The sequence below is a fragment of the Marinobacter sediminum genome (assembly GCF_023657445.1).
Lineage (GTDB): Bacteria > Pseudomonadota > Gammaproteobacteria > Pseudomonadales > Oleiphilaceae > Marinobacter > Marinobacter sediminum_A.
In genome coordinates this window covers 1,143,654-1,164,061 of sequence record NZ_JAGTWY010000001.1, presented here as the reverse complement: position 1 = coordinate 1,164,061, position 20,408 = coordinate 1,143,654, and the positions used below count along the sequence as shown (strand labels likewise).

The window sequence follows — 20,408 nt, the reverse complement described above, 5'->3', positions numbered from 1 at the left end:
ATAAGTCTGATACGAGGGGGAGTGCCTTTCAAACCCCGCTAAATCAAGCCAATTAAGTGACTGGGCTTTGCCATCCGTGGCTATGCGGGCTGGAAAGATTCCCCCTGGTTGGAGCCAGCTACCAGCCTACTTCGAGTGGTCCAGAACGATTTTTCCGGAAGACTCGCCCTTCAGAAACGCCTTCAGCGCGTCATCAAGCTCACCCCGGCCAATATCGCGAGCTGAAGCCTCGGTTTTCGGGCATGCCCAGTCGCCGGAGAACTTTTTCCACACCGATTCTTTTTCGGCCAGAGGGATTTCAACCGAGTCGACCCCGAGCAGGTTAACACCGCGCAGAATGAACGGCAGTACTGTAGTCTGAAGGCCAGGCCCTGCGACCAGACCACAGCATGAGACTGAGCCCCCGGGTCTGATTTGCTTGAGAAGTTCAGCCAGCGGGGAACCGCCTACCGTGTCCACCGCATTGGCGAACACTGGCTTAACAAGGGGCTTCTTTTCTTCGGCCAGGGTTTCTCGGCCGACCACTTCTGCCGCTCCAAGGGCTTTCAGCTCGTCCGCATGGTCAGCCTTGCCACTGATAGCGACCACTTCAAAGCCCAGCTGTGCCAGCAATTCCACTGCAACGCTACCAACAGCTCCAGACGCGCCGGAAACAGCGACTTTGCCCTGTTCAGGACTCGCCCCCATGGTCAGGAGTTTCTGGACGCAAAGTCCCGCTGTGAGACCGGCGGTGCCATATATCATGGCCGTTCTTGCATCCCAGCCCGACGGCATGGGTACACACCAGGCAGCGGGTACACGGATGTACTCGGCAAAACCACCATCATGGTTCATACCGAGGTCGTAACCGGTGACAATCACAGGAGTGCCGACGGCAGGCGTACCAGTGGCGGACTCCACCACCTCGCCCCCGGCGTCAATGCCCGGTGTATGGGGGAAGGAGCGCGTTACACCCTTGTTGCCGGACGCCGAAAGGGCATCCTTGTAGTTCAGCGACGAGTGACTTACCCGGATGAGAACCTCACCCTCGGGTAAATCTGCAGTATTCAGGGTCTTTTCAGCCCCGACGTATTCGCCGTTTTGTTCTTCAACACGCCAGGCTTTGAATTCGGTATTGGTTGTCATAGTTTTGCCCCGTTTCTGTCAGCTACTGGATTTTCTGATTGCGGAAGGCACTCAGAACTTTCCAGACGGTGTGTTCGAGCGCGGCACTGGTGGCTAACCCGAGCTTTTCCGGGAGAGACCGTTTACGCTGATACGCAACAGAGACTACGTCTGCCCTGTCACACGCTTCAATGAGATATTCGTCGGAGGTTTTTATCTCATCAACGAGTTTCACCTCCAGGGCCCGCTTTCCAAACCAGATATCACCATTCGCCACCGCAGCGATATCGACGTCAGGACGGCGTTCGCTGACGTACTCCTTGAACAGAACATGGGTATCTTCCAAATCTTCAAGGAATTTCTGACGGCCCTTCTCGGTGTTCTCCCCGAATATGGTCATGGTTCGCTTGTGCTCGCCCGCCGTAAGGACTTCGAAATCCACATCATTCTTTTGCAGGAAACGGTGAAAATTCGGAAGCTGGGCGACCACGCCAATGGACCCGACGATTGCAAAAGGAGAAGCAATGATTCGATCAGCAACACAAGCCATCATGTAACCGCCACTGGCAGCGACTTTATCGACACAGGCTGTCAAAGGAATGCCTTTGCTTCGGATCCGGTCCAGTTGCGCCGCTGCCAGGCCGTAGGAATGAACCAACCCGCCGCCACTCTCGAGCCGGATGACCACCTCATCACTTTTGGGGTCTGCCACACTGAGAACGGCAGTAATGGCGCGCCTCATGGTATCGGTGTCGCTGGCCTTTATGTCACCATCGAAATCCAGGACGTAAATCCTCGGCTTACTCTCAGGTTCGGAAGCACCTTCTTTCTTCTTTGCCTTATTTGCCTTCTTTTCAGCCTTCTGCTCTTTTTTCTGCTGCTTTTCGAAGGATTTTCTTTCCGAATCAGACATCAGTCTCGCCTGAATGGTTTCACGCAACTTGCGGTATTTTTCGTTAAGTTTCCGAATCTTGAGCTCACCCGCATCTTCATGGTCGTCACGATCCTTGTGCGCCGCAGACATGATGATAGAGATCACTATCACCGCTGCCACCACAAAGGTAACGACCTTGGCCAAAAACAAACCGTATTCTGTCAGGAACTCCAAAGTGCTTCTCCAACTGATTGTGCAAATGCGAAAGTGTAACTTACCGAATTTGTTCTGATAAGAAGAGCAAAAAGATTAAAACAAGCGTTCGATCGAGCTTGACACACTATGCCACTAACCATAAAGTCGGATTGCGAGGTCGGCTCTAACCGAGCTCCCGCCAAGGCTTACACAGCCAGGGACATCAAAGCCGTCGTCATGACAAGACCACCACCAAAAAGGGTAAACCAATGTCTGTAGCTCAGGTATTTGAACAACTCGAACAGAATTTCAACGCAGACGCGGCTCAGGGCCTGGATCTGGTTTTTCAGTTCGATATCGAAGACGACAAAACCTATAACCTGGTCATTAATGATGGTGCATGCAAGCTGCACGAAGGCGCCAACGACGATCCTTCCGTTACCCTGATCATGAACGCCGACACCCTGAAGGGTATCGTATCCGGTGAGACCGATGGCATGCAGGCATTCATGGCCGGCCAGCTGCGCGCCGAAGGTGACATGATGCTCGCGACCAAGCTGGGCGAACTGTTCAAAATGGGCTGATTGCCCTTTCGGACACGTAAAAAAACCTGCGCCACGCGCAGGTTTTTTTTATACCCGATAAATCATTATTGATCCCACAACTGGACCGCTTTGCGCGCCTCTTCATTCACTGGCACCGCAACGAGACCAGAGACAGAAAGGCGCACATCAAACATCGCGCCATCCCTCATTGGCATAAACGTAGCGTTGCTATAAACCCCTTCAACAAACGGCAGATTGAATTGCCTGTCCAGCGCCCAAAGGTCCGGCCAGATCCGCTCACTGAGACCAACAACCGAGCGGGGTGAGCTGCGTTCCTGCTCCAATGAAGTATATCGCCCCGCCAACCGCTCCAGGCGATAGCCGGGGGCAATGCCCAGCCAGCGTAACGGACCGGAGAACCGGATTATCTGGGCATCTATCTGCCACTGGTCACCCCTGAGCGTTTCTGTAACAGGGCTTTCACCGGATGGTTGAAGGGTTACGCGCCAGATTTCATCCCCCTGGCGCTGGGTGGCTATAGACGCGACGGTCTGCAAACCGTGAATTGACCGGTATCCGCCAATATTGATCGCAATAACCAGTGAATAAAGCCCGAGAAAGATTAACCCGAAGACTGCCATCCCCTTCAGCCAGTCAAGCAGCCAGTGAGGACGAAGAAAGAAAAGAAGGCCTCCAATAACCAGTGCCGCCCCAAAGGAGGCAAGCACGATCGTTGCGACCACAAAAGACATAACGCTACAAACCTACGTCGTCCAGAGAGGTTTCAGCGAGCTTGAGCAAGTCTGTATTACACTCTTCACGCTTACCAATACTCTCAATGTAGTATTCGAGCGAGGTCAGCGCATCCGCCAGCGCCTCAAGCACCTGCATCGCCGGCACGTCACTGGCATCCAGCAACCGCTCCTGAATCGATGCTGCAACACGCTCCAAAACACCGGCCGCTGCCGGGTCATCCAGCATCTGCAAACCACCCCAGATACTGTGAAGCGTTGCCGGCAAATTCGCCAGATGGAGCTTGTCGTAGTCCGATTCCATAAAGGCAGTTATCGCCCGCTTGGCAAGTGTCAGAGCCCCACGGGCCTCGTCTGCAACAACAAAAAATGCTTCTCGCAAATAAGGAGATTCTTCCCGACTGCGCTGCCCGCTTGCCAAGGCGTCGGTTTCTGACGTGATGCCACGGATAACGATCTGCATAACGGCATCTTCGATACCGAGGACGGAGTCTGCCAGCCTGTATAACTCGTCGTCACCGGGCAAGCGTGAATCCTCCTCCCATGCCCGAAGTTTCGTAGCCTCCTCACGGGAAACGGACGCAAGCTGATTGAGGTCGAGCATAACCAGGGTATTGGCAAGGCGTTCCAGAGCATCTGCGATGGACGAAAATTCAGCAAGATCCGGCTCGATCCCCCGCTCGATGATATCCAGCTTATCCTTGAGCTGATTCAGCTCGTCCTGAAGCGCCTCAGAAAGTGACCTGAGAACATCGGAACCAGGCCCATACAGCCTGCGAGCATGCGCCTCCAGCATGGCATCGGGATAATCAGCCGGGGTCAGATTATAGGCGGACAAAATTTCGGTCACTTCCGGATTAGCCGAACCACTGCGGTAGAGGATGTAGATCAGATCCCTAATGAGGGAGTCCGGCGCATCTTTAGCTGTCGCCACCTTACCGACATAAACCACTTCCCGGGCGTATTTCTCAATACGCATGAACATCCGTTTGCGAGCTTTGGTGAGGACCATCGCCCGATCAAGCATCGTATCTGCGACAGTTGCCACAAGGCACCACATCTGACCCATGGGCGCATCCTGACAAAGACGGGCAAACCCGCGAGCAGAACGGCTTATAAGCTTTTTACTGACGACATCGTTGCGCTCCCTCAGAACACCCAAAAGCGCAACCTGAAAGGTCAGGCGCATACGACGCGCGAGAATCTCGTACTCCGATTCATCGCCCTCAAAAGGGTGTAACCCTATTGCCGAGCAATAGTTCGGACGTTCCTTGACATCGACGTCGAAAAAGCAGGATTCCGGATACGGTTTTTCGCGGCGGGCTTCGCGTAAATCGTTAATGACAGGCAGCAGCAATTCAGGATGGTCTTCCCGCTGCTGATGGTAGTACTCGACGTAACGACGAAGAATAAACAGCGCGCTATTGAGTGTTGTGAGCAGAATGTTCTTGTCGTCATTGGCGCCGACAGGAACATCGTTGGCCATCGTCACCGCTTCCTGACACAACAGAATCCCTCCCCTGAGCTCTACCAGGATAAAGATTCCGCGAAGCTGGTTGATGAAGTCCACACAGTTCTGGAGATCTTCGCCACTCTCACGGTTTTCCTGAAAGCGTTCAAGGCTGGATTCTGCCTGTTTGATAGTCTGCTCAATTTCATTTTTGACCAGATCAAACGACTGCGATTTCGTCGCCAGAGACGATTGCACCATAAACGCTTCCTGTTAAATGCGCGGAGACTACCGCTTCCTCATAATGACTGTGGTTCGCTGTGTGGGCCGCAAACCTTTTTGTTATGAGCCGGCTGAACCCTTCCCGGCCAATACCGCTCTTATACAGCGACGTCCGCGAAAAAATGGCGAACTTATCATTACTTATAACACAAAACTCAAGTAGCTCAAGAAAGGCAGAATGTAACATTTGGTACACCCCGACACAGTTCTCATTCCGTTTGCTCAAGTTTTCCCCACACAGTCCCTCCTGCCTTTTTCTCCAGCATTGACATGAATTCTTCATGGGCACCCATTTCGTCATCAGACGCACGGACGACAGAGAGCCTGCTCCGGTCAGCAGGCAACCTGCGGATACCTCCGGAAACACCACCGCTATCGGAACCCGCATCCAGAGAAAGGGCCGTTTGGCCACCGGTCAGAAGAAGGTAAACGTCCGCCAGGATTTCCGCATCTAGCAAGGCGCCGTGCAGGTCCCGGTTACTGTTGTCGACCCCGTAGCGCTTGCACAGTGCATCCAGATTATTCTTCTGACCCGGATGCTTTTTGCGGGCAATGGCCAACGAATCCACGATGCCGCAGTTCTCTGCGGTTTTTCTGACTGGTTTGAGGCGCGCAAACTCAGAGTCCATGAAGCCCACGTCGAAGGCCGCGTTATGGATGACCAACTCGGCACCCTTGATGAACTCGAAAAATTCGTCGGCGATTTCGGCGAACCTGGGCTTGTCCACCAAGAATTCGTTGGTGATACCGTGGATGGTTATCGCCTCAGCCTCCACTTCCCGCTCGGGATTGATATAGACGTGGTAGTTTCGGCCGGTAGGCTGTCGCTCCATCAACTCGACGCAACCGATTTCGATAATCCGGTGTCCTTCTGAAGGGTCAATACCGGTCGTCTCTGTATCCAGTACGATTTGTCTCATGACACTTGCTACTCACTATTGTCAGTTTCAGGCGTTAGTCAGTTCGGCCACGCCGCGATTAGCCAGTTCATCGGCCAGTTCGTTGTCGGGAATGCCTGCATGACCCTTGACCCAGTGCCAGTTAACCCGGTGCCTGCCTACCTCCGAATCCAGCTCCCGCCAGAGATCCTCATTTTTTACTGGTTTCTTTGCTGCAGTTTTCCAACCATTTCGTTTCCAGCCGGACATCCACTCGGTAATGCCCTTGCGCACATACTGGGAATCGGTATAGAGCTCAACCTCACAGGAGCGCTTTAGTGCCTCCAGCCCCCGAATAGCCGCCATCAGCTCCATTCGGTTATTGGTTGTATTTGCCTCTCCGCCATGCATGGTTTTACGCGCATCACCGTAGCTCAGAACCACGCCCCAGCCGCCGGGACCGGGGTTGCCTTTGCATGCGCCATCGGTATAAAGAACTACCTTGCCGGACATGACTTCTCCTATCACTGAATCATTCTTGTGGGGTGTGCATACGCCGACGTGCCAACCCCCTGGAAGCACCGACCGTTCCCGTACCGGGAAGCGTGATTACTTTTGCCTGGCGCCAGGCCGGACGCCGAGGAATTCGGGCGCAAACCCGTTTTTTGGCAAGGATACAGTAATAGGCACCCACAGGCAGGAGGGTCTTTCCCGAAAGCATCAGATCAATACGACTTTGGGTCTTGCGTCCACTTCGCTGAACGGGAAGACGAAAAAAGCGGGTAACGGACAGTTCAACATTGAATCCCAGCAGATGAAGCCAATCCTCCATGCGCCCACGGAGCATGAAGCGACCACCCCAGGGGCCTTCCCGATGCCGCGAAACAAGCTTTCTTGCCCCCCATAAACTCATTGGGTTGAAACCAACCAGGGCAATCGAGCCCTCACCACGGAGTACCCGGGCCGCTTCACGAAGAACCTGATGAGGATAGCGGGTGAAATCGGCAGTGTGATGCAGCACCACAAGATCCATGGAATCGCCGGGGAACGGCAGCTCATCGGCATCACAAATGGCGACACCATCCGGAATGTCCGGATACCAGCGAGGTGTGGTAATGATTTTCTGGGAGAAATCTGTACCAGTGGCAAGGGGCAAACGATGGCTGACACCTACCTGCAACTGCCTGGCCCCCGTGAGTCGCCCCAGTTCGTTCTCCAGCATAAGCCTCTGATCCGCCAGCAATGCCCGACCGAGAGGAGTCTGGAACCATCGTTCAAAACCCTCGTTTCGGGCCGGATAATCGATTGCTTTAGGCTCATTCACGCCGTGTCACTCCCGCAAACCACAGATCCCGTTGTTGGGGCCGTGTGTTTAATGCTCTATCATATCAGTCACATTCGTCTAGCACATGTGGGGTCTTATGCTCACCATTTCTGCCATTCCTGCGTTTAGCGACAACTATATCTGGTGCCTTTCAGACCCGGAAAGCTGCAAGGCCCTGGTGGTGGACCCCGGCCAGGCAAAACCCGTTCTTGATCATCTGAAAGACCGGAACCTTATCCTCGACACCATTCTCATTACGCATCACCACCCAGACCATGTCGGTGGCGTGGACGAGCTGGTAAAAGCCTTTCCGGACTGCCGCATCACCGGGCCTGCGGAGTCTCCCTTCCAGGGCTCCACCAATGCGGTCCACCCCGGTGATGAGGTGATCTGGGAAACCATGACCTTCCAGGTACTCGGGGTGCCCGGGCATACACTGGACCATATTGCCTATTTCTCTGACGTTGAGGTGAACCAACGGCCCGTGCTTTTCTGCGGAGACACCCTGTTTGTCTCGGGCTGCGGTCGGCTTTTCGAAGGAACTCCGGAGCAAATGCGGCAATCCCTGCAGACCCTGCGTGCCCTTCCAGACAGAACTGCGGTCTATTGTGCCCACGAATACACGCTCGCCAACCTGAAATTTGCCCGCAGCTGGCTGCCCCAGGACGAGGGGCTGCAAAGCTTTGAGCATCGCTGCAAAGAGCGACGGGAAAAGGGAGAACCAACGGTACCGTCGATTCTGGGTGAGGAAAAAAAGTTAAACCCGTTTCTGCGCTGGGATGACCCGATGGTCGTTGATGCTGCCAGGAACTACTGTGCGCGCAACGGACTGCCTGCCGATTCCGAGAATGCCATCTTTGCTGCCATCAGACATGGCAAAGACAACTTCTGATCGGTTAACAATTTCTCTCAAGGCCGTAACGAGAGGTTTCTTGACCGCCCGAAAAGGCGTCCCATAGAATTAGTAAGACTTTGTGGACGTAACCCACTAAATATGCCGGATTTTCAGACATACGATCCGGCTTCAACTCTGAGCCGGAAGTATTCTATGTCGGTCAAACGATTGTCACTGCTCGTTCTAACAGGTGCCCTTGCCAGTGGCTGCAGCGTCTTTGAACAACCGGGTGATTCCTGGGTAAACCCCACCACCTGGCTCAACGATGCAGACACGCAGGAAAGCTTTGGCAACCCTCTGGAATCCGATGAAGTCACCGTCGCAACGGGCGATGAAAGCCTGAAGCAATCGGTTGAATCCGGACAGGAAGATGCTGCAACACCTGAAGCCGCACTGGATGAGGCCATTGCGCCGGAACTCCGGGTGGCCGCCCGGGAAGCCCGTCAGAAACTTGATAATCCCGAGCAGCAGACAGCGGATGAGTCGGCACAGCAAACCGATCTCTGGCAGCGCCTCAGGAGTGGATTTGCCCTGGATCACGACATAGACAATGATCGGGTCCGCGATCAGCTCAACTGGTACTCAACACACCCTGGCTACATCAACCGGGTGGTCGAACGCGGCAGTCGGTACCTTCATTACATTCTGTCAGAGACGGAGAAACGCGGGCTCCCCACGGAGTTTGCGCTGCTTCCCGTGGTTGAGAGCGCCTTCGACCCATTTGCCTATTCCCATGGCCGCGCAGCCGGTCTCTGGCAGTTTATCCCATCAACAGGCAAGTACTTTGGCCTGACCCAGAGCTGGTGGCATGATGACCGCCGCGATGTGGTTGAAGCCACAGACGCTGCACTGACCTACCTGGAGCGGCTGACAGGGCGTTTTGACGGCGACTATACGCTTGCATTGGCGGCGTACAATAGTGGTGGCGGGACCGTCTCCAGTGCTATGCGCCGGAACCGCAAGCTGAACCGGCCGCAGGACTTCTGGTCACTTCAACTTCCTCGCGAAACGCGTCATTACGTGCCGAAACTGATCGCGCTGGCCAAGATCTTTGATAAACCGCAGGACTATGGCATTGAACTCCCTGCCCTGAAGGACGAGCCCTACTTTGAGATCGTTGAAACCGGTTCCCAGCTGGACCTCGCAGAGGCCGCCAAACTGGCGGCCGTCGATGTGGATGAAGTCTACCTGCTGAATCCCACTTACAACCGCTGGGCCACGAATCCCGACGGCCCTCACCGGCTCCTGGTCCCGAAGGAAAGCGCCGAAACATTCCGGACCGCCCTGAAAGAGATTCCGGCCAAACAAAGGGTTTCCTGGCAGAACTATCGGGTGAAGTCCGGTGACAGCCTGATCACTATCGCCCGTAAGTTCTCTACCACGCCTGCGGTTATTCAGCAGGTAAACAAACTCAACAGCGACCTGATCAGGATCGGCCAGAGATTAATGATACCTTCGGCCAGCAAAGGTTCGGATACCTATGCCCTGAGTGCCTCCCAACGCCTCGAACGAAAACAGGACCGCAAACGGGATGGCAACAAAGTCCGCTACACCGTAAGGAGCGGCGACACGTTCTGGGATATCGCCCGGGAGCACAGGGTCTCTGTACGAGAAGTCGCCGCATGGAATGGCATGGCGCCAGGTGATCCTCTGATTCCCGGCAAGAAGCTGGTAATCTGGTCAAAAACCAGCCAACCCACGCTCGTGGCTTCCAACAGCACCAGGGGCAACGCCATGGTCAGGAAAGTTGGATACCGCGTCCGCAAGGGTGACTCGCTATCGACAATCGCCAGCCGGTTTGCGGTGAATGTGCGGGACATCGCAAGCTGGAACGACCTCAACACCTCGCGTTATCTGCAACCGGGACAAAGTCTGGTACTCTACGTCGATATTCGGAACAGCCCCTAGCTCACAGAGCACGAGAGCTGGAACTTTCCGTAACGACAAGAATCATAAGGGCTCTCCAGGGGCCCAACGGTGCGCCGAATCGGATTTCGGTGCACCGGCCTGACATTCCGGAACGTGCGAGAACTATGACAAGCATACGGACAGCCTCATACCTTACGTCGATCCTCACTTCCCTTACCTTGCTGGCCACTTCTTCCCCCTTGTTCGCCAGCGTAGATACATCGGATTCCATCGCGCCTCAGGCCGGTATAGCGATGCACGGTTCGCCCAAATACCCCGGCGACTTTGCACACTTTGACTACGTGAATCCGGATGCTCCGAAAGGCGGCACTCTGAAAATGGCGGTTGTCGCCAACGGCTTTGATTCGTTCAACCCATTCGATATCAGGGGTGTAGCAGCGGCCGGTATCAGCACCTACCTGTACGATACCCTGCTTGAATCCTCCGCCGATGAACCTTTTTCTGCCTACGGTCTGATAGCAGAATCTCTTGAGACGCCGACCGACCGCAGTTACGTCATCTTTAACCTTCGCAAAGAAGCCCGTTTCCATGACGGAGAGCCCATTACGGCTGAAGATGTAAAATTCTCGTTTAATATACTTACCAACGAGGGGCACCCGTTTTTCCGAAACTACTACGCGGACGTTTCCAAAATCACGATTGAGAGTCCCCACCGTGTCCGCTTCGATTTCGGGGAAACCAAAAACCGCGAACTTCCCCTGATTCTCGGTCAGATGCCCATTCTGCCGGCTCACTACTGGGAAACCCGGGATTTTGGTGAGAACGGACTTACACCGCCTGTTGGTAGCGGCCCCTATCGTATTGGCGAATTTGAGGCCGGACGCTCCGTCACCTATGAGCGTGTGAAGGATTACTGGGCCCAGAATCTCGGGGTTCGCAACGGCCGGTTCAACTTTGACAGCATTCGCTATGACTACTACACGGATGACACCGTGGCTCTGGAAGCGTTCAAAGCGGGCAACTTCGACTTCCGCCAGGAAAGCTCAGCCAAGAACTGGGCAACGGCCTATACCGGACCAAAATTTGATGCCGGCAAAATCGTGACCGAAGCTATTGAACATCACCGGCCTACTGGCATGCAGGGTTTCGTGTTTAACACCCGCCGGAAGGTCTTCAGTGATCCCAGGGTGCGCGAGGCACTCGCGTATGGATTTGATTTCGAGTGGGCGAACAAGAATCTGTTCTACGGACAGTACACCCGAACTGGCAGCTACTTCGAAAACAGTGACCTCGCCTCTTCCGGGCTTCCAGAGGGTCGCGAACTTGAGATTCTGGAACCATTCAGGGGAGATCTGGCCAAGAAGGTATTCACAGAAGTCTATACTCCGCCCGAAACCGACGGGCAGCAGGGATTGAGAAAGAATCTCCGGGCCGCTCTGGAGCTACTGCGTTCTGCCGGCTATGTTGTCCGCGACGGCAAGATGATCCATGAAAAAACCGGTGAGCCCCTGGCCTTTGAAATCCTGCTTTTCCAGAAGAGCTTTGAACGGGTTGTCCTGCCTTTCAAGAATAACCTGGCCAAACTCGGCATTGACGTGTCCGTCCGACTCGTGGACAGCAATCAGTATGTCCAGCGAGTGCGGGAGTTTGATTTTGACATTATTACCCAGGTCCTGCCCCAGTCCGACTCCCCCGGCAATGAGCAGCGGGAATACTGGCACTCATCCAACGTCGACGCGGTTGGGTCCAGGAACTATATGGGTGTTAACGATCCCGTCGTGGACGAGCTTGTCAGTATGGTTATCCAGGCACCGGACCGTGAGGAGCTGGTCCAGCGAGTCAGGGCACTTGATCGTGTGCTGTTGCATGGCCACTATGTTATTCCCCACTGGTACCTTGCCCGGGATCGCGTGGCTTACTGGAAGCGGTTCGTGCGCCCCGAAATGACGCCCAAGAACGGTTTTGACCTGAACAACTGGTGGGTAAAGCCCTGAGCAACCGATTCTGAACCGAGTAGTAACGGAAGGAACCCTGCGCTAGATGGGTATCTATATTCTCCGAAGGCTGGCCCTGATTATCCCGACACTGATCGGGATAATGCTGCTGAACTTTGTCATTGTTCAGGCCGCCCCGGGTGGACCGGTAGAACAACTGATCGCCGAAATGGAGGGGCATGGTGGCAGCGCTCTCGCACGGGCATCCGGTGGTGACACCGGCAGCGAAGTCTCGACCGCTTCAGGAGACAGCCGGGGTTCCCGGGGCATTCCCGACGAACTTCTGAAAGAAATTGAAGTGATGTACGGCTTCGACAAGCCACCCCACGAGCGTTTCTTCAAAATGCTTGGCGACTATGCCACCTTCGATTTCGGCGACTCCTTCTTCCGGGAAAAAAGCGTTATCGACCTGATTCTGGACAAGATGCCGGTGTCCATTTCGATCGGGCTCTGGTCCACTCTGATCATCTACTTTATTTCCATTCCCCTGGGCATCCGCAAGGCCGTTACAGACGGTTCCCGGTTCGATGTATGGAGCAGCTCCGCCATTGTGATTGGCTACGCTATTCCCGGGTTTCTGTTTGCCATTCTGCTGATTGTGCTGTTCGCCGGCGGGAGCTATTTCGACTGGTTCCCTCTCAGAGGCCTGACTTCGGCTAATTTTGATGACCTCACCTGGTACCAGAAGGTTGGCGACTATTTCTGGCATCTGGCACTCCCGGTAACAGCTAACGTCATTGGCGGCTTTGCCACCCTCACGCTCTTGACCAAAAACTCGTTCCTGGATGAGATCGGCAAACACTACGTCGTCACCGCCAAAGCCAAGGGCCTGGACGAGCGGCAGGTGCTCTACGGCCACGTATTCCGCAATGCCATGTTGATTGTGATTGCCAGCCTCCCGGGGGTCCTGGTATCCCTCTTCTTCACCGGATCTCTGCTCATTGAGGTTATTTTTTCACTGGACGGCCTTGGCCTTCTGGGCTTTGAGGCGGCACTGAACCGAGACTACCCGGTGATTTTCGGAACACTCTATATATTCACGCTCATGGGTCTGGTTCTGAAACTGGTGAGCGACATTACCTACGTGCTGGTAGACCCCCGCATTGATTTCGAAAGCCGGGAGGGGGCCTGACCATGAGATCCCTAACCCCGATCCAGGAACGCCGCCTCAAAAACTTTCGGGCCAACCGTCGCGGATACTGGTCGCTATGGCTGTTCATCGTCCTGTTTGGCCTCGCCCTGGCCGCAGAGTTCCTTGCCAACGATTCGCCTCTCATCGTCTCCTATAAGGGCGACCTTTACTTCCCGGTCGTCGAATCAGTACCGGAAGAAACCTTCGGTGGCTTCCTGCCCACGGACGCGGATTACCGTGATCCCTTCATCGCCCAGGAAATCAAGGACAACGGCTGGATACTCTGGCCGCCGATTAAATTCAGCTACGACACGATCAACTATGACCTTGATGTCCCCTCACCTGCACCGCCTAGCCCAGAAAACTGGCTGGGAACAGATGACCAGGGGCGAGACGTGGCCGCACGTGTCATCTATGGTTTTCGCATCTCCGTGCTGTTCGGTCTTACCCTGACCTTTGCCAGCTGCATTGTCGGGGTGGCCGTGGGTGCAATACAGGGTTATTACGGCGGCAAAATCGATCTCCTTGGCCAACGCTTCATCGAGGTTTGGTCCGGGCTACCGGTGCTTTACCTGTTGATCATCCTGTCCAGTATCGTGCAGCCAAACTTCTGGTGGCTGCTCGGGATCATGCTTCTCTTCAGTTGGATGGGGCTGGTAGATGTGGTTCGTGCCGAATTCCTGAGGGCCAGAAACTTCGAATATGTTAAAGCCGCGAGGGCGCTGGGGCTGGATAACAGAAAAATCATGTTCCGGCATATCCTACCGAATGCAATGGTGGCGACCCTGACGTTCCTGCCCTTCATTCTGACGGGCGCCATCACCGGGCTGACGTCCCTGGATTTTCTGGGTTTTGGCTTGCCGTCCGGCTCTCCTTCTCTCGGCGAGCTGATCGCGCAGGGCAAAGCGAACCTTCATGCGCCCTGGCTCGGAATCTCCGCGTTCGTATCGTTGTCCATCATGCTGACGTTGCTGGTGTTCGTTGGTGAAGCCGTGCGCGATGCCTTCGATCCGAGAAAGAACTGATATGAGCAAATTGCTTCAGATATCCGATCTATCCATCTGCTTTGATCACGGTCCCCGGGTCGTCGACTCGCTCTCGTTTGCCATTCAGGAAGGTGAAACCCTGGCCCTGGTTGGTGAGAGTGGCTCCGGCAAATCCATCTCCGCACTTTCGGTCCTGCGACTACTGGATGAACGACACGCCAGTTACCCGACCGGAGAGATCCATTTCCGCGGCGAGGACATGCTCAAGGCCAATGATAAGCGGCTGCGCCAGATTCGGGGGCGCCAGATCAGTATGATCTTCCAGGAGCCAATGACCTCCCTCAACCCGCTTCATACGGTGGAAAAGCAGATTGGGGAAACCCTGGCTCTGCACAAGGGCATGCGTGGTCCACAGGCCCGAGAGCGCTGTCTTGAACTGCTGGAACTCGTCGGCGTCCAGAACCCGGAGAGTCGCCTAGGAAGTTACCCCCACCAATTATCCGGCGGGCAGAAACAGCGGGTCATGATCGCTATGGCCCTGGCCAATGAACCCGACCTCCTGATCGCGGACGAACCGACAACGGCGCTGGATGTGACGGTGCAAAAACAGGTTCTGGAGTTGCTCCGGGAGCTACAGCATAAACTCGGTATGGCGATTCTGCTTATTACCCATGACCTGACCATTGTCCGGCGATATGCGGACCACGTTGCCGTTATGGAGCAGGGAAAGCTTGTAGAGTATGCGGAGACGCCGACATTGTTCGAGTCACCCCAGCATGCCTACACCCGGAAACTACTGGATGCAGAGCCCCCGAAGGCACCGTTGGCGCTGGCAGAGAGCGGCGAGCCGCTTCTGAAAGTGACAGACCTGGATGTCCGGTTCCCGACCCAGAAATCCCTGTTCGGAAAGGTGAAGGCCTATTTTCACGCGGTTAACACCGCCAGCTTCAGCCTGGACAAGGGCGAAACCCTGGGCATTGTGGGTGAAAGTGGCAGTGGCAAGACCACCATCGGCCACGCCTTGCTGAAACTCACAGCCAGTACCGGCAGCTTTCAGCTTGGAGGCAAGGAACTGGCTGACCTCACGCAAAAGGAGTTTCGTCCCTGGCGTCGTCGGGTACAGATTGTATTTCAGGACCCCTTCGGAAGCCTGAGTCCGAGAATGTCTATCGCTGAAATCGTGCGGGAAGGCCTGGAAATTCATGACCCCGACAATCTCGCCAGCCATGACCAAAAGGTTATTCAGGCCCTGACGGACGTCGGGCTGGACCCGGAAGCCCGCCATCGCTACCCCCATGAGTTTTCCGGCGGACAACGCCAGCGCATAGCCATAGCCCGGGCTCTGGTACTGCAACCGGATCTGATCATTCTCGACGAACCCACGTCGGCCCTCGACCGTACGGTGCAGAAACAGGTTATCCAGCTCCTTCGAGATATACAGGGCCGCTATGGTCTAAGCTATATTTTTATCAGTCACGATCTTTCGGTCGTAAGGGCGCTGAGCCACAAGCTTCTGGTGCTCCAGCATGGGAAGATCGTGGAGTACGGAGACGCCGCTGAGATTTTCCAGTCACCCCGTGCAACTTATACCCGGGAACTTCTGAGTGCGGCTTTTTTCTACCAGAACACCACTACGACCAATTGAGTGTTACCCCAACCGCAAGGGTTCGGGGATAATGCTCCAAAATCAGGAACACAGGGAGAATTACCCATGGGATTACTCAGTGGCAAAAGAGCACTGATCGTTGGCGTAGCCAGCAAACTATCCATAGCCTACGGCATTGCCGAAGCATTCGCCCGGGAAGGGGCCGAACTGGCGTTTACCTACCAGAATGAAAAGCTCCAGCCGCGTGTGGAAAAATTTGCCGAGGGATGGGGCAGCAAACTGACGTTTCCCTGTGACGTAGCCAGCGATGAAGAAATCGAGAATGTCTTCACCGAACTCGGCAAGCACTGGGACAACATTGACATCATCGTGCATGCAGTGGGTTTTGCACCGGGACACGAGCTGGATGGTAACTACGTTGATGTAACGACCCGAGAAGGTTTCCGGACCGCCCACGACATCAGTTCTTACAGTTTTGTGGCATTGGCCAAAGGCGCACGCAAGATGATGCACGAAGGCAGCTCACTGATCACCCTGAGCTATCTTGGTGCCGAACGGGTTCTGCAAAACTACAACGTAATGGGCCTCGCCAAGGCGTCACTGGAGGCCAATGTCCGTTACATGGCGGCCAGCCTGGGCAGGGACGGCATTCGGGTGAACGGCATCTCGGCTGGACCAATCAAGACCCTGGCAGCCTCCGGCATCAAGAGCTTTCGCCGCATGCTGGCCGAAAATGCCAAACGTGCACCTCTCCGCCGGAACGTAACGACCGATGAAGTAGGCAATGCAGCGGCGTTCCTGGGCTCGGATATGTCCAGCGGCATTACCGGTGAAATCATGTACGTCGATGCCGGCTTCAACATTACCGGTATGGCGGAAATGGAAGACTGAGACCGCCACGCGTTGGTTCCTCAGAAAGTAAAAAAGCCGGCTTCATGCCGGCTTTTTTCTTGCTCCGAAGTTTATTCCTCCGCCATCGCCGAGGCTACAGCCTCAACCCACTCCACATAGGGAGTGCCATCAGACTCGATAATCTGAACTCCCACAAGGAAGGCAGAGTCGTTCGGGCGGCACCAGACAACCTCGACCGTCAGTTTGAACTCTTCGGACTGGTTGCCCAGTGATACAGACGCCGTGAGCAAGGCCCCAATGGATAAGGGTTCGCTGGAGAAAAGACAGAGCCCCCGTGCTGAAATGTCACGAATCCGACATATCAGGTCGCGACCACTGCCTCCGTCAGCCGTTCCGGGAACCTCCGACTCCAGTTCAAGGATCGCCCTCGCACGCGCCGTCAGACGGTAATCAGAGCGATTGTCCTGTCCGCGCGCCCCACCATCAGAACTGCCAAAACTGTAATCAGTGTCGATCATTATTGTTATTCCTGCTTTCGTTTCTCATTATCAATTCCTGCCTACGCGAATCCGACCCACGACACGGCTCAACGTATCATCAAACTCGGCTGAACTGCCCAGTACGCGGATACGCCCGTCAACAATGCCTTCGACCAGCTCACCTTCCGTGAACTGCCTTCGGTTGAGGCCCAGACGGTCCACAAACACCAGCTTGTGAGAAGCACTGATTCTTACTGCCAGTTTCAGACGACGAGGCTCGTCCGCAGATGTTTCCGGGGACAAAACGATCCAGCCACCAAGCTTGATACCATCCAACTGTTTCTGGGCAAGAAGTACTTTTTCTCTCTCAAGCCGCTCCGCTTCGGCCTGTTCGTCGGCAAGCCGCTGTTGTTCCGCTTCCTGCTGCTGATGCTTGAGTTCATCCTCCCGGGCCGCTGCCTGTTCCTTGCGGTCTTGTTCAACGGCTTCACGTTCCCGCCTGAGCACCTCGGCGCGCTCTCGAGCTTCCTGTGCTGCCTTCTCGCGCTGCCTGCGTTGCTTGTTACAAACGGTGGCAAGCAGGTCCACGGTTTCCACCAGCACCTGGCCAAAGGGTGTCAAAGTCGGCAGTGGACGGATGCTGCCCTCAGCGCACGCAGCCTCGAAAGCCTGCCATGGCTGTAAACCCAGCTTTACGCCGGCACCGTTCGTCCAGAGTATTTCCGAGGTGTCTGTCAGCAGAGTAAAGAAGTACCGGCGATGCTCCCGGGCACCCTCGCCCTCCACATACCATTGGCCCTCCGCTTCACTGGCAACGCTGGCTTCTGGCGGGCTGAAGTGCAGCCACGAACCATCCCAGCTGAACGCCTCTGGATTCGGGATCGCCTCAGCCAGTTCAGGGGTCTCGCCCCGTAGCCTGGTCATCATTACCTCCTCGATACCCGCGAAGCTTTGGGCAGGGAGCGGCTTGCCAAAGACCCGGTTCCAGACGTCCAGTATACGGTCCCCAATCTGTTCGCCTACGTGGTAAAGCCGATCGCGATCTTGGTCGGACAAGGAGGGATCACCGATCCAAACCAGCCACTCCAGGAGTTTCGAGCCATGCCGAAAGGCCTCGCCTTCAACACCGGCGTCCCAGACAGATTGCTTCAGCAAACCATGCCAGTGCTCAAGTATAAAGCGGGTCACCGAGGGTGGAAGGCTGCGCCCCTGTAATGCCCGTCCGATAAGGGCTCGGGCGGTCTGATCCGAGCGACGCTGGCGAGCAGCCCCCTGTTCCGTCGCCTGCAACCTTTCTCTCAGTTTGATGACCTGTGCATTGCGTTTAACCGCATCCTCGCGCCATTGACGACAAAAATCATCAACTGGCTCCGAGCCCCCTGCTTTAAAGCTATCGGACACCGCGACCACCAGCGCGTCCAGCTGGTCCAGCAGGCCCTTTGCCGAGCGGCCACCCGAATGGCTCCAGCCCCGGTATTCGTGAAGGCTGTCCAGCCACTCAATCAGGGTATCGCTGAAGGCTTTCGGGCCTTCGAGATTCATGCGCCAGGCCAGATAAAAACGCAATCTGGCAATCCGGCGAGCCAGCTCCTGGTGCAGACCGCTGGTTTTCAGGAACACGTCCATAATGCGATCAGCGATGTAGGCCGCATTGACTTGCCGGGCCGACCAATCGAGATCGACAGACCGAATGACACGGGTGACCCGCTCATCCCTCTGCTCGGTCCAGCAGGACAGCAAAAGCGGACGCCAGTCGCTCACAGATTCCGGGGAAAGCTTACCGGCCGGATAAGGCAGGTCTGGGACACGGATGCCATCAAGGACTTGGCCGATTTTGCCGGAAACCGCTTTTCGGGCAGCTATATCTCGCGGTTTCTGCCTGTTTTGTGACATCCGGTCCCCGTACGTAAGAAGCGTTGAAAAGGCCTACCAAATGACGCAGTATAACCACCTCGTCGGGGTTTATCGCAACCGGAGACCGGCGTTATTCGCGTTAATATGCAATCCGGTTGGCATTTATTGGCCACTGGAGTTGCAACGATCAGAATCGGGGAAACAGAACAACATGTCGGGCAACAAACTAGAGAATCTTAACGTGGCGAGCCAGGAACCTCTGATTACTCCTGAAGCGCTTAAACAGGAGATGCCGCTCTCCGACAAGGCTGCTGAAACCGTAGCCAATGGCCGCCAGGCGATCTATGACATCATGGACGGGAAGGATCACCGCCTGTTCATCGTTATCGGCCCCTGTTCTATACACGATGTTGAGGCTGCACGGGATTATGCCCAGCGGCTGAAGAAGCTGGCAGATGAAGTCAGTGACACCCTGCTGATCGTTATGCGCGTCTATTTTGAAAAGCCCCGCACCACCGTAGGCTGGAAAGGCCTTATTAATGACCCGCACCTGAACGACACCTTCGATATCGAACAAGGGCTGCACATCGGCCGTCGCCTGCTTCTCGATATCAACGAACTGGGCTTACCTGCCGCAACCGAGGCTCTCGACCCGATTTCCCCGCAATACCTTCAGGACACCATCGCCTGGTCGGCCATCGGAGCCCGTACCACTGAATCACAGACTCATCGCGAGATGAGCAGTGGGCTGTCAATGGCCATCGGCTTCAAGAACGGGACCGATGGCAGTCTTGATGTTGCAGTGAACGCCATGAAGTCCGTCTCGCATCCCCACAGCTTCCTGGGTATTGACCAGCAAGGGAAAGCGGCCATTATCCGCACCAAGGGGAACAACTATGGCCACGTCGTTCTTCGTGGCGGTGGCGGCAAGCCAAATTACGACTCGGTAAACGTTGCTCTGTGCGAACAAGCATTGGATAAAACCAGTCTCCGGAAGTCAGTTATGGTCGACTGTAGCCACGCCAACTCCAACAAGGATCCTGGATTGCAGCCCCTGGTTATGCAGGATGTGACCCACCAGATTCTGGAAGGCAACAATTCGATTCAGAGCCTGATGGTCGAGAGCAACATCAACTGGGGAAGTCAGTCCATTCCGGAAAATCTGGCGGACCTGAAATATGGGGTGTCGGTGACAGACGCCTGTATCGACTGGCCAACCACCGAAAAGGCCATTCGGGAAATGCGTGACAAGCTGAAGGATGTTTTGCCCCGTCGCAAGATCGGGTAATAATAACTGTCCGATCCAGACAAAAACGGGGAGCCAGAGCTCCCCGTTT

At 55.3% G+C, this 20,408-nt stretch carries 18 protein-coding genes; 9 read left to right on the top strand and 9 right to left on the bottom strand.

The features are described from left to right. Positions 1–126: 126 nt before the first annotated feature. Together KFJ24_RS05530 and sohB are read right to left on the bottom strand one after the other, a co-directional pair. Entirely contained in the window at positions 127–1,125 is a 999-nt protein-coding gene (locus KFJ24_RS05530) for a YhdH/YhfP family quinone oxidoreductase (RefSeq protein ID WP_250830068.1), read from the bottom strand. A 22-nt stretch (positions 1,126–1,147) separates the two neighbouring features. After that, complete coding sequence (gene sohB / locus KFJ24_RS05525) at positions 1,148–2,212, bottom strand: protease SohB (protein ID WP_250830067.1); 1,065 nt, start codon at positions 2,210–2,212, stop codon at positions 1,148–1,150. Positions 2,213–2,442: 230 nt separating this feature from the next. On the opposite strand from sohB, the gene KFJ24_RS05520 reads away from it, so the two are divergent. Next, entirely contained in the window at positions 2,443–2,757 is a 315-nt protein-coding gene (locus KFJ24_RS05520; protein WP_250830066.1) for an SCP2 sterol-binding domain-containing protein, read from the top strand. 65 nt (positions 2,758–2,822) lie between these two features. Here the strand turns inward: KFJ24_RS05520 and KFJ24_RS05515 are convergent, their stop codons facing one another. The 5 genes from KFJ24_RS05515 to KFJ24_RS05495 all read right to left on the bottom strand — a co-directional run bounded on the left by KFJ24_RS05515 (position 2,823) and on the right by KFJ24_RS05495 (position 7,404). After that, complete coding sequence (locus KFJ24_RS05515) at positions 2,823–3,470, bottom strand: multidrug transporter (RefSeq protein ID WP_250830065.1); 648 nt, start codon at positions 3,468–3,470, stop codon at positions 2,823–2,825. A 4-nt stretch (positions 3,471–3,474) separates the two neighbouring features. Further along, complete coding sequence (locus tag KFJ24_RS05510) at positions 3,475–5,181, bottom strand: chemotaxis protein (RefSeq protein WP_250830064.1); 1,707 nt, start codon at positions 5,179–5,181, stop codon at positions 3,475–3,477. A 230-nt stretch (positions 5,182–5,411) separates the two neighbouring features. Beyond that, positions 5,412–6,122, bottom strand: coding sequence for a DNA polymerase III subunit epsilon (gene dnaQ, locus KFJ24_RS05505; protein WP_250830063.1), 711 nt, complete (start codon positions 6,120–6,122; stop codon positions 5,412–5,414). A gap of 27 nt (positions 6,123–6,149) precedes the next feature. Next, on the bottom strand, positions 6,150–6,593 hold the full coding sequence (gene rnhA, locus KFJ24_RS05500; protein WP_250830062.1) for a ribonuclease HI: 444 nt from the start codon (positions 6,591–6,593) through the stop codon (positions 6,150–6,152). 19 nt (positions 6,594–6,612) lie between these two features. After that, positions 6,613–7,404: a class I SAM-dependent methyltransferase gene (locus tag KFJ24_RS05495; protein ID WP_250830061.1), complete on the bottom strand. Its 792-nt coding sequence runs from the start codon at positions 7,402–7,404 to the stop codon at positions 6,613–6,615. Positions 7,405–7,501: 97 nt separating this feature from the next. On the opposite strand from KFJ24_RS05495, the gene gloB reads away from it, so the two are divergent. The 7 genes from gloB (at position 7,502) to KFJ24_RS05460 (ending at position 16,777) form a co-directional block, all read left to right on the top strand. Continuing rightward, entirely contained in the window at positions 7,502–8,296 is a 795-nt protein-coding gene (gloB, locus tag KFJ24_RS05490) for a hydroxyacylglutathione hydrolase (RefSeq protein ID WP_250830060.1), read from the top strand. Positions 8,297–8,452: 156 nt separating this feature from the next. Next, positions 8,453–10,207, top strand: a complete 1,755-nt coding sequence (locus KFJ24_RS05485) for a LysM peptidoglycan-binding domain-containing protein (protein ID WP_250830059.1) — start codon at positions 8,453–8,455, stop codon at positions 10,205–10,207. 125 nt (positions 10,208–10,332) lie between these two features. Then, positions 10,333–12,162: an extracellular solute-binding protein gene (locus tag KFJ24_RS05480; protein ID WP_250830058.1), complete on the top strand. Its 1,830-nt coding sequence runs from the start codon at positions 10,333–10,335 to the stop codon at positions 12,160–12,162. Between the two features lie 46 nt (positions 12,163–12,208). Continuing rightward, entirely contained in the window at positions 12,209–13,294 is a 1,086-nt protein-coding gene (locus KFJ24_RS05475) for a microcin C ABC transporter permease YejB (RefSeq protein ID WP_250830057.1), read from the top strand. Between the two features lie 2 nt (positions 13,295–13,296). Beyond that, positions 13,297–14,319 carry an ABC transporter permease gene (locus KFJ24_RS05470; protein ID WP_250830056.1) on the top strand — a complete coding sequence of 341 codons (1,023 nt, stop codon included), beginning with the start codon at positions 13,297–13,299 and terminating at the stop codon, positions 14,317–14,319. Between the two features lies 1 nt (position 14,320). After that, the gene (locus KFJ24_RS05465; protein WP_250830055.1) at positions 14,321–15,925 is read left to right on the top strand and encodes an ABC transporter ATP-binding protein; all 1,605 of its coding nucleotides are present in this window, start codon (positions 14,321–14,323) and stop codon (positions 15,923–15,925) included. A gap of 66 nt (positions 15,926–15,991) precedes the next feature. After that, positions 15,992–16,777 carry an enoyl-ACP reductase FabI gene (locus KFJ24_RS05460; protein ID WP_250830054.1) on the top strand — a complete coding sequence of 262 codons (786 nt, stop codon included), beginning with the start codon at positions 15,992–15,994 and terminating at the stop codon, positions 16,775–16,777. 71 nt (positions 16,778–16,848) lie between these two features. On the opposite strand, the gene KFJ24_RS05455 is transcribed toward KFJ24_RS05460, so the two are convergent. Further along, complete coding sequence (locus KFJ24_RS05455) at positions 16,849–17,256, bottom strand: PilZ domain-containing protein (RefSeq protein WP_250830053.1); 408 nt, start codon at positions 17,254–17,256, stop codon at positions 16,849–16,851. A 30-nt stretch (positions 17,257–17,286) separates the two neighbouring features. Continuing rightward, positions 17,287–19,110 (bottom strand): DUF1631 family protein, encoded by a 1,824-nt coding sequence (locus tag KFJ24_RS05450; RefSeq protein WP_250830052.1) that lies wholly within the window; start codon positions 19,108–19,110, stop codon positions 17,287–17,289. Between the two features lie 172 nt (positions 19,111–19,282). Here KFJ24_RS05450 and KFJ24_RS05445 point away from each other — a divergent pair, with 172 nt between their 5' ends. Further along, a complete protein-coding gene (locus tag KFJ24_RS05445) occupies positions 19,283–20,359 on the top strand; it encodes a 3-deoxy-7-phosphoheptulonate synthase (RefSeq protein WP_250830051.1) in 1,077 nt (358 codons plus the stop codon). The last annotated feature ends 49 nt before the right edge of the window (positions 20,360–20,408 follow it).

What these genes read in the sequence shown, in the direction of transcription:
- KFJ24_RS05530 (WP_250830068.1), bottom strand. Translation starts at nt 1,125, where the DNA reads ATGACAACCAATACCGAATTCAAAGCCTGGCGTGTTGAAGAACAAAAC.
- KFJ24_RS05520 (WP_250830066.1), top strand. Translation starts at nt 2,443, where the DNA reads ATGTCTGTAGCTCAGGTATTTGAACAACTCGAACAGAATTTCAACGCA.
- KFJ24_RS05515 (WP_250830065.1), bottom strand. Translation starts at nt 3,470, where the DNA reads ATGTCTTTTGTGGTCGCAACGATCGTGCTTGCCTCCTTTGGGGCGGCA.
- KFJ24_RS05510 (WP_250830064.1), bottom strand. Translation starts at nt 5,181, where the DNA reads ATGGTGCAATCGTCTCTGGCGACGAAATCGCAGTCGTTTGATCTGGTC.
- dnaQ (WP_250830063.1), bottom strand. Translation starts at nt 6,122, where the DNA reads ATGAGACAAATCGTACTGGATACAGAGACGACCGGTATTGACCCTTCA.
- rnhA (WP_250830062.1), bottom strand. Translation starts at nt 6,593, where the DNA reads ATGTCCGGCAAGGTAGTTCTTTATACCGATGGCGCATGCAAAGGCAAC.
- gloB (WP_250830060.1), top strand. Translation starts at nt 7,502, where the DNA reads ATGCTCACCATTTCTGCCATTCCTGCGTTTAGCGACAACTATATCTGG.
- KFJ24_RS05485 (WP_250830059.1), top strand. Translation starts at nt 8,453, where the DNA reads ATGTCGGTCAAACGATTGTCACTGCTCGTTCTAACAGGTGCCCTTGCC.
- KFJ24_RS05480 (WP_250830058.1), top strand. Translation starts at nt 10,333, where the DNA reads ATGACAAGCATACGGACAGCCTCATACCTTACGTCGATCCTCACTTCC.
- KFJ24_RS05475 (WP_250830057.1), top strand. Translation starts at nt 12,209, where the DNA reads ATGGGTATCTATATTCTCCGAAGGCTGGCCCTGATTATCCCGACACTG.
- KFJ24_RS05470 (WP_250830056.1), top strand. Translation starts at nt 13,297, where the DNA reads ATGAGATCCCTAACCCCGATCCAGGAACGCCGCCTCAAAAACTTTCGG.
- KFJ24_RS05465 (WP_250830055.1), top strand. Translation starts at nt 14,321, where the DNA reads ATGAGCAAATTGCTTCAGATATCCGATCTATCCATCTGCTTTGATCAC.
- KFJ24_RS05460 (WP_250830054.1), top strand. Translation starts at nt 15,992, where the DNA reads ATGGGATTACTCAGTGGCAAAAGAGCACTGATCGTTGGCGTAGCCAGC.
- KFJ24_RS05455 (WP_250830053.1), bottom strand. Translation starts at nt 17,256, where the DNA reads ATGATCGACACTGATTACAGTTTTGGCAGTTCTGATGGTGGGGCGCGC.
- KFJ24_RS05450 (WP_250830052.1), bottom strand. Translation starts at nt 19,110, where the DNA reads ATGTCACAAAACAGGCAGAAACCGCGAGATATAGCTGCCCGAAAAGCG.
- KFJ24_RS05445 (WP_250830051.1), top strand. Translation starts at nt 19,283, where the DNA reads ATGTCGGGCAACAAACTAGAGAATCTTAACGTGGCGAGCCAGGAACCT.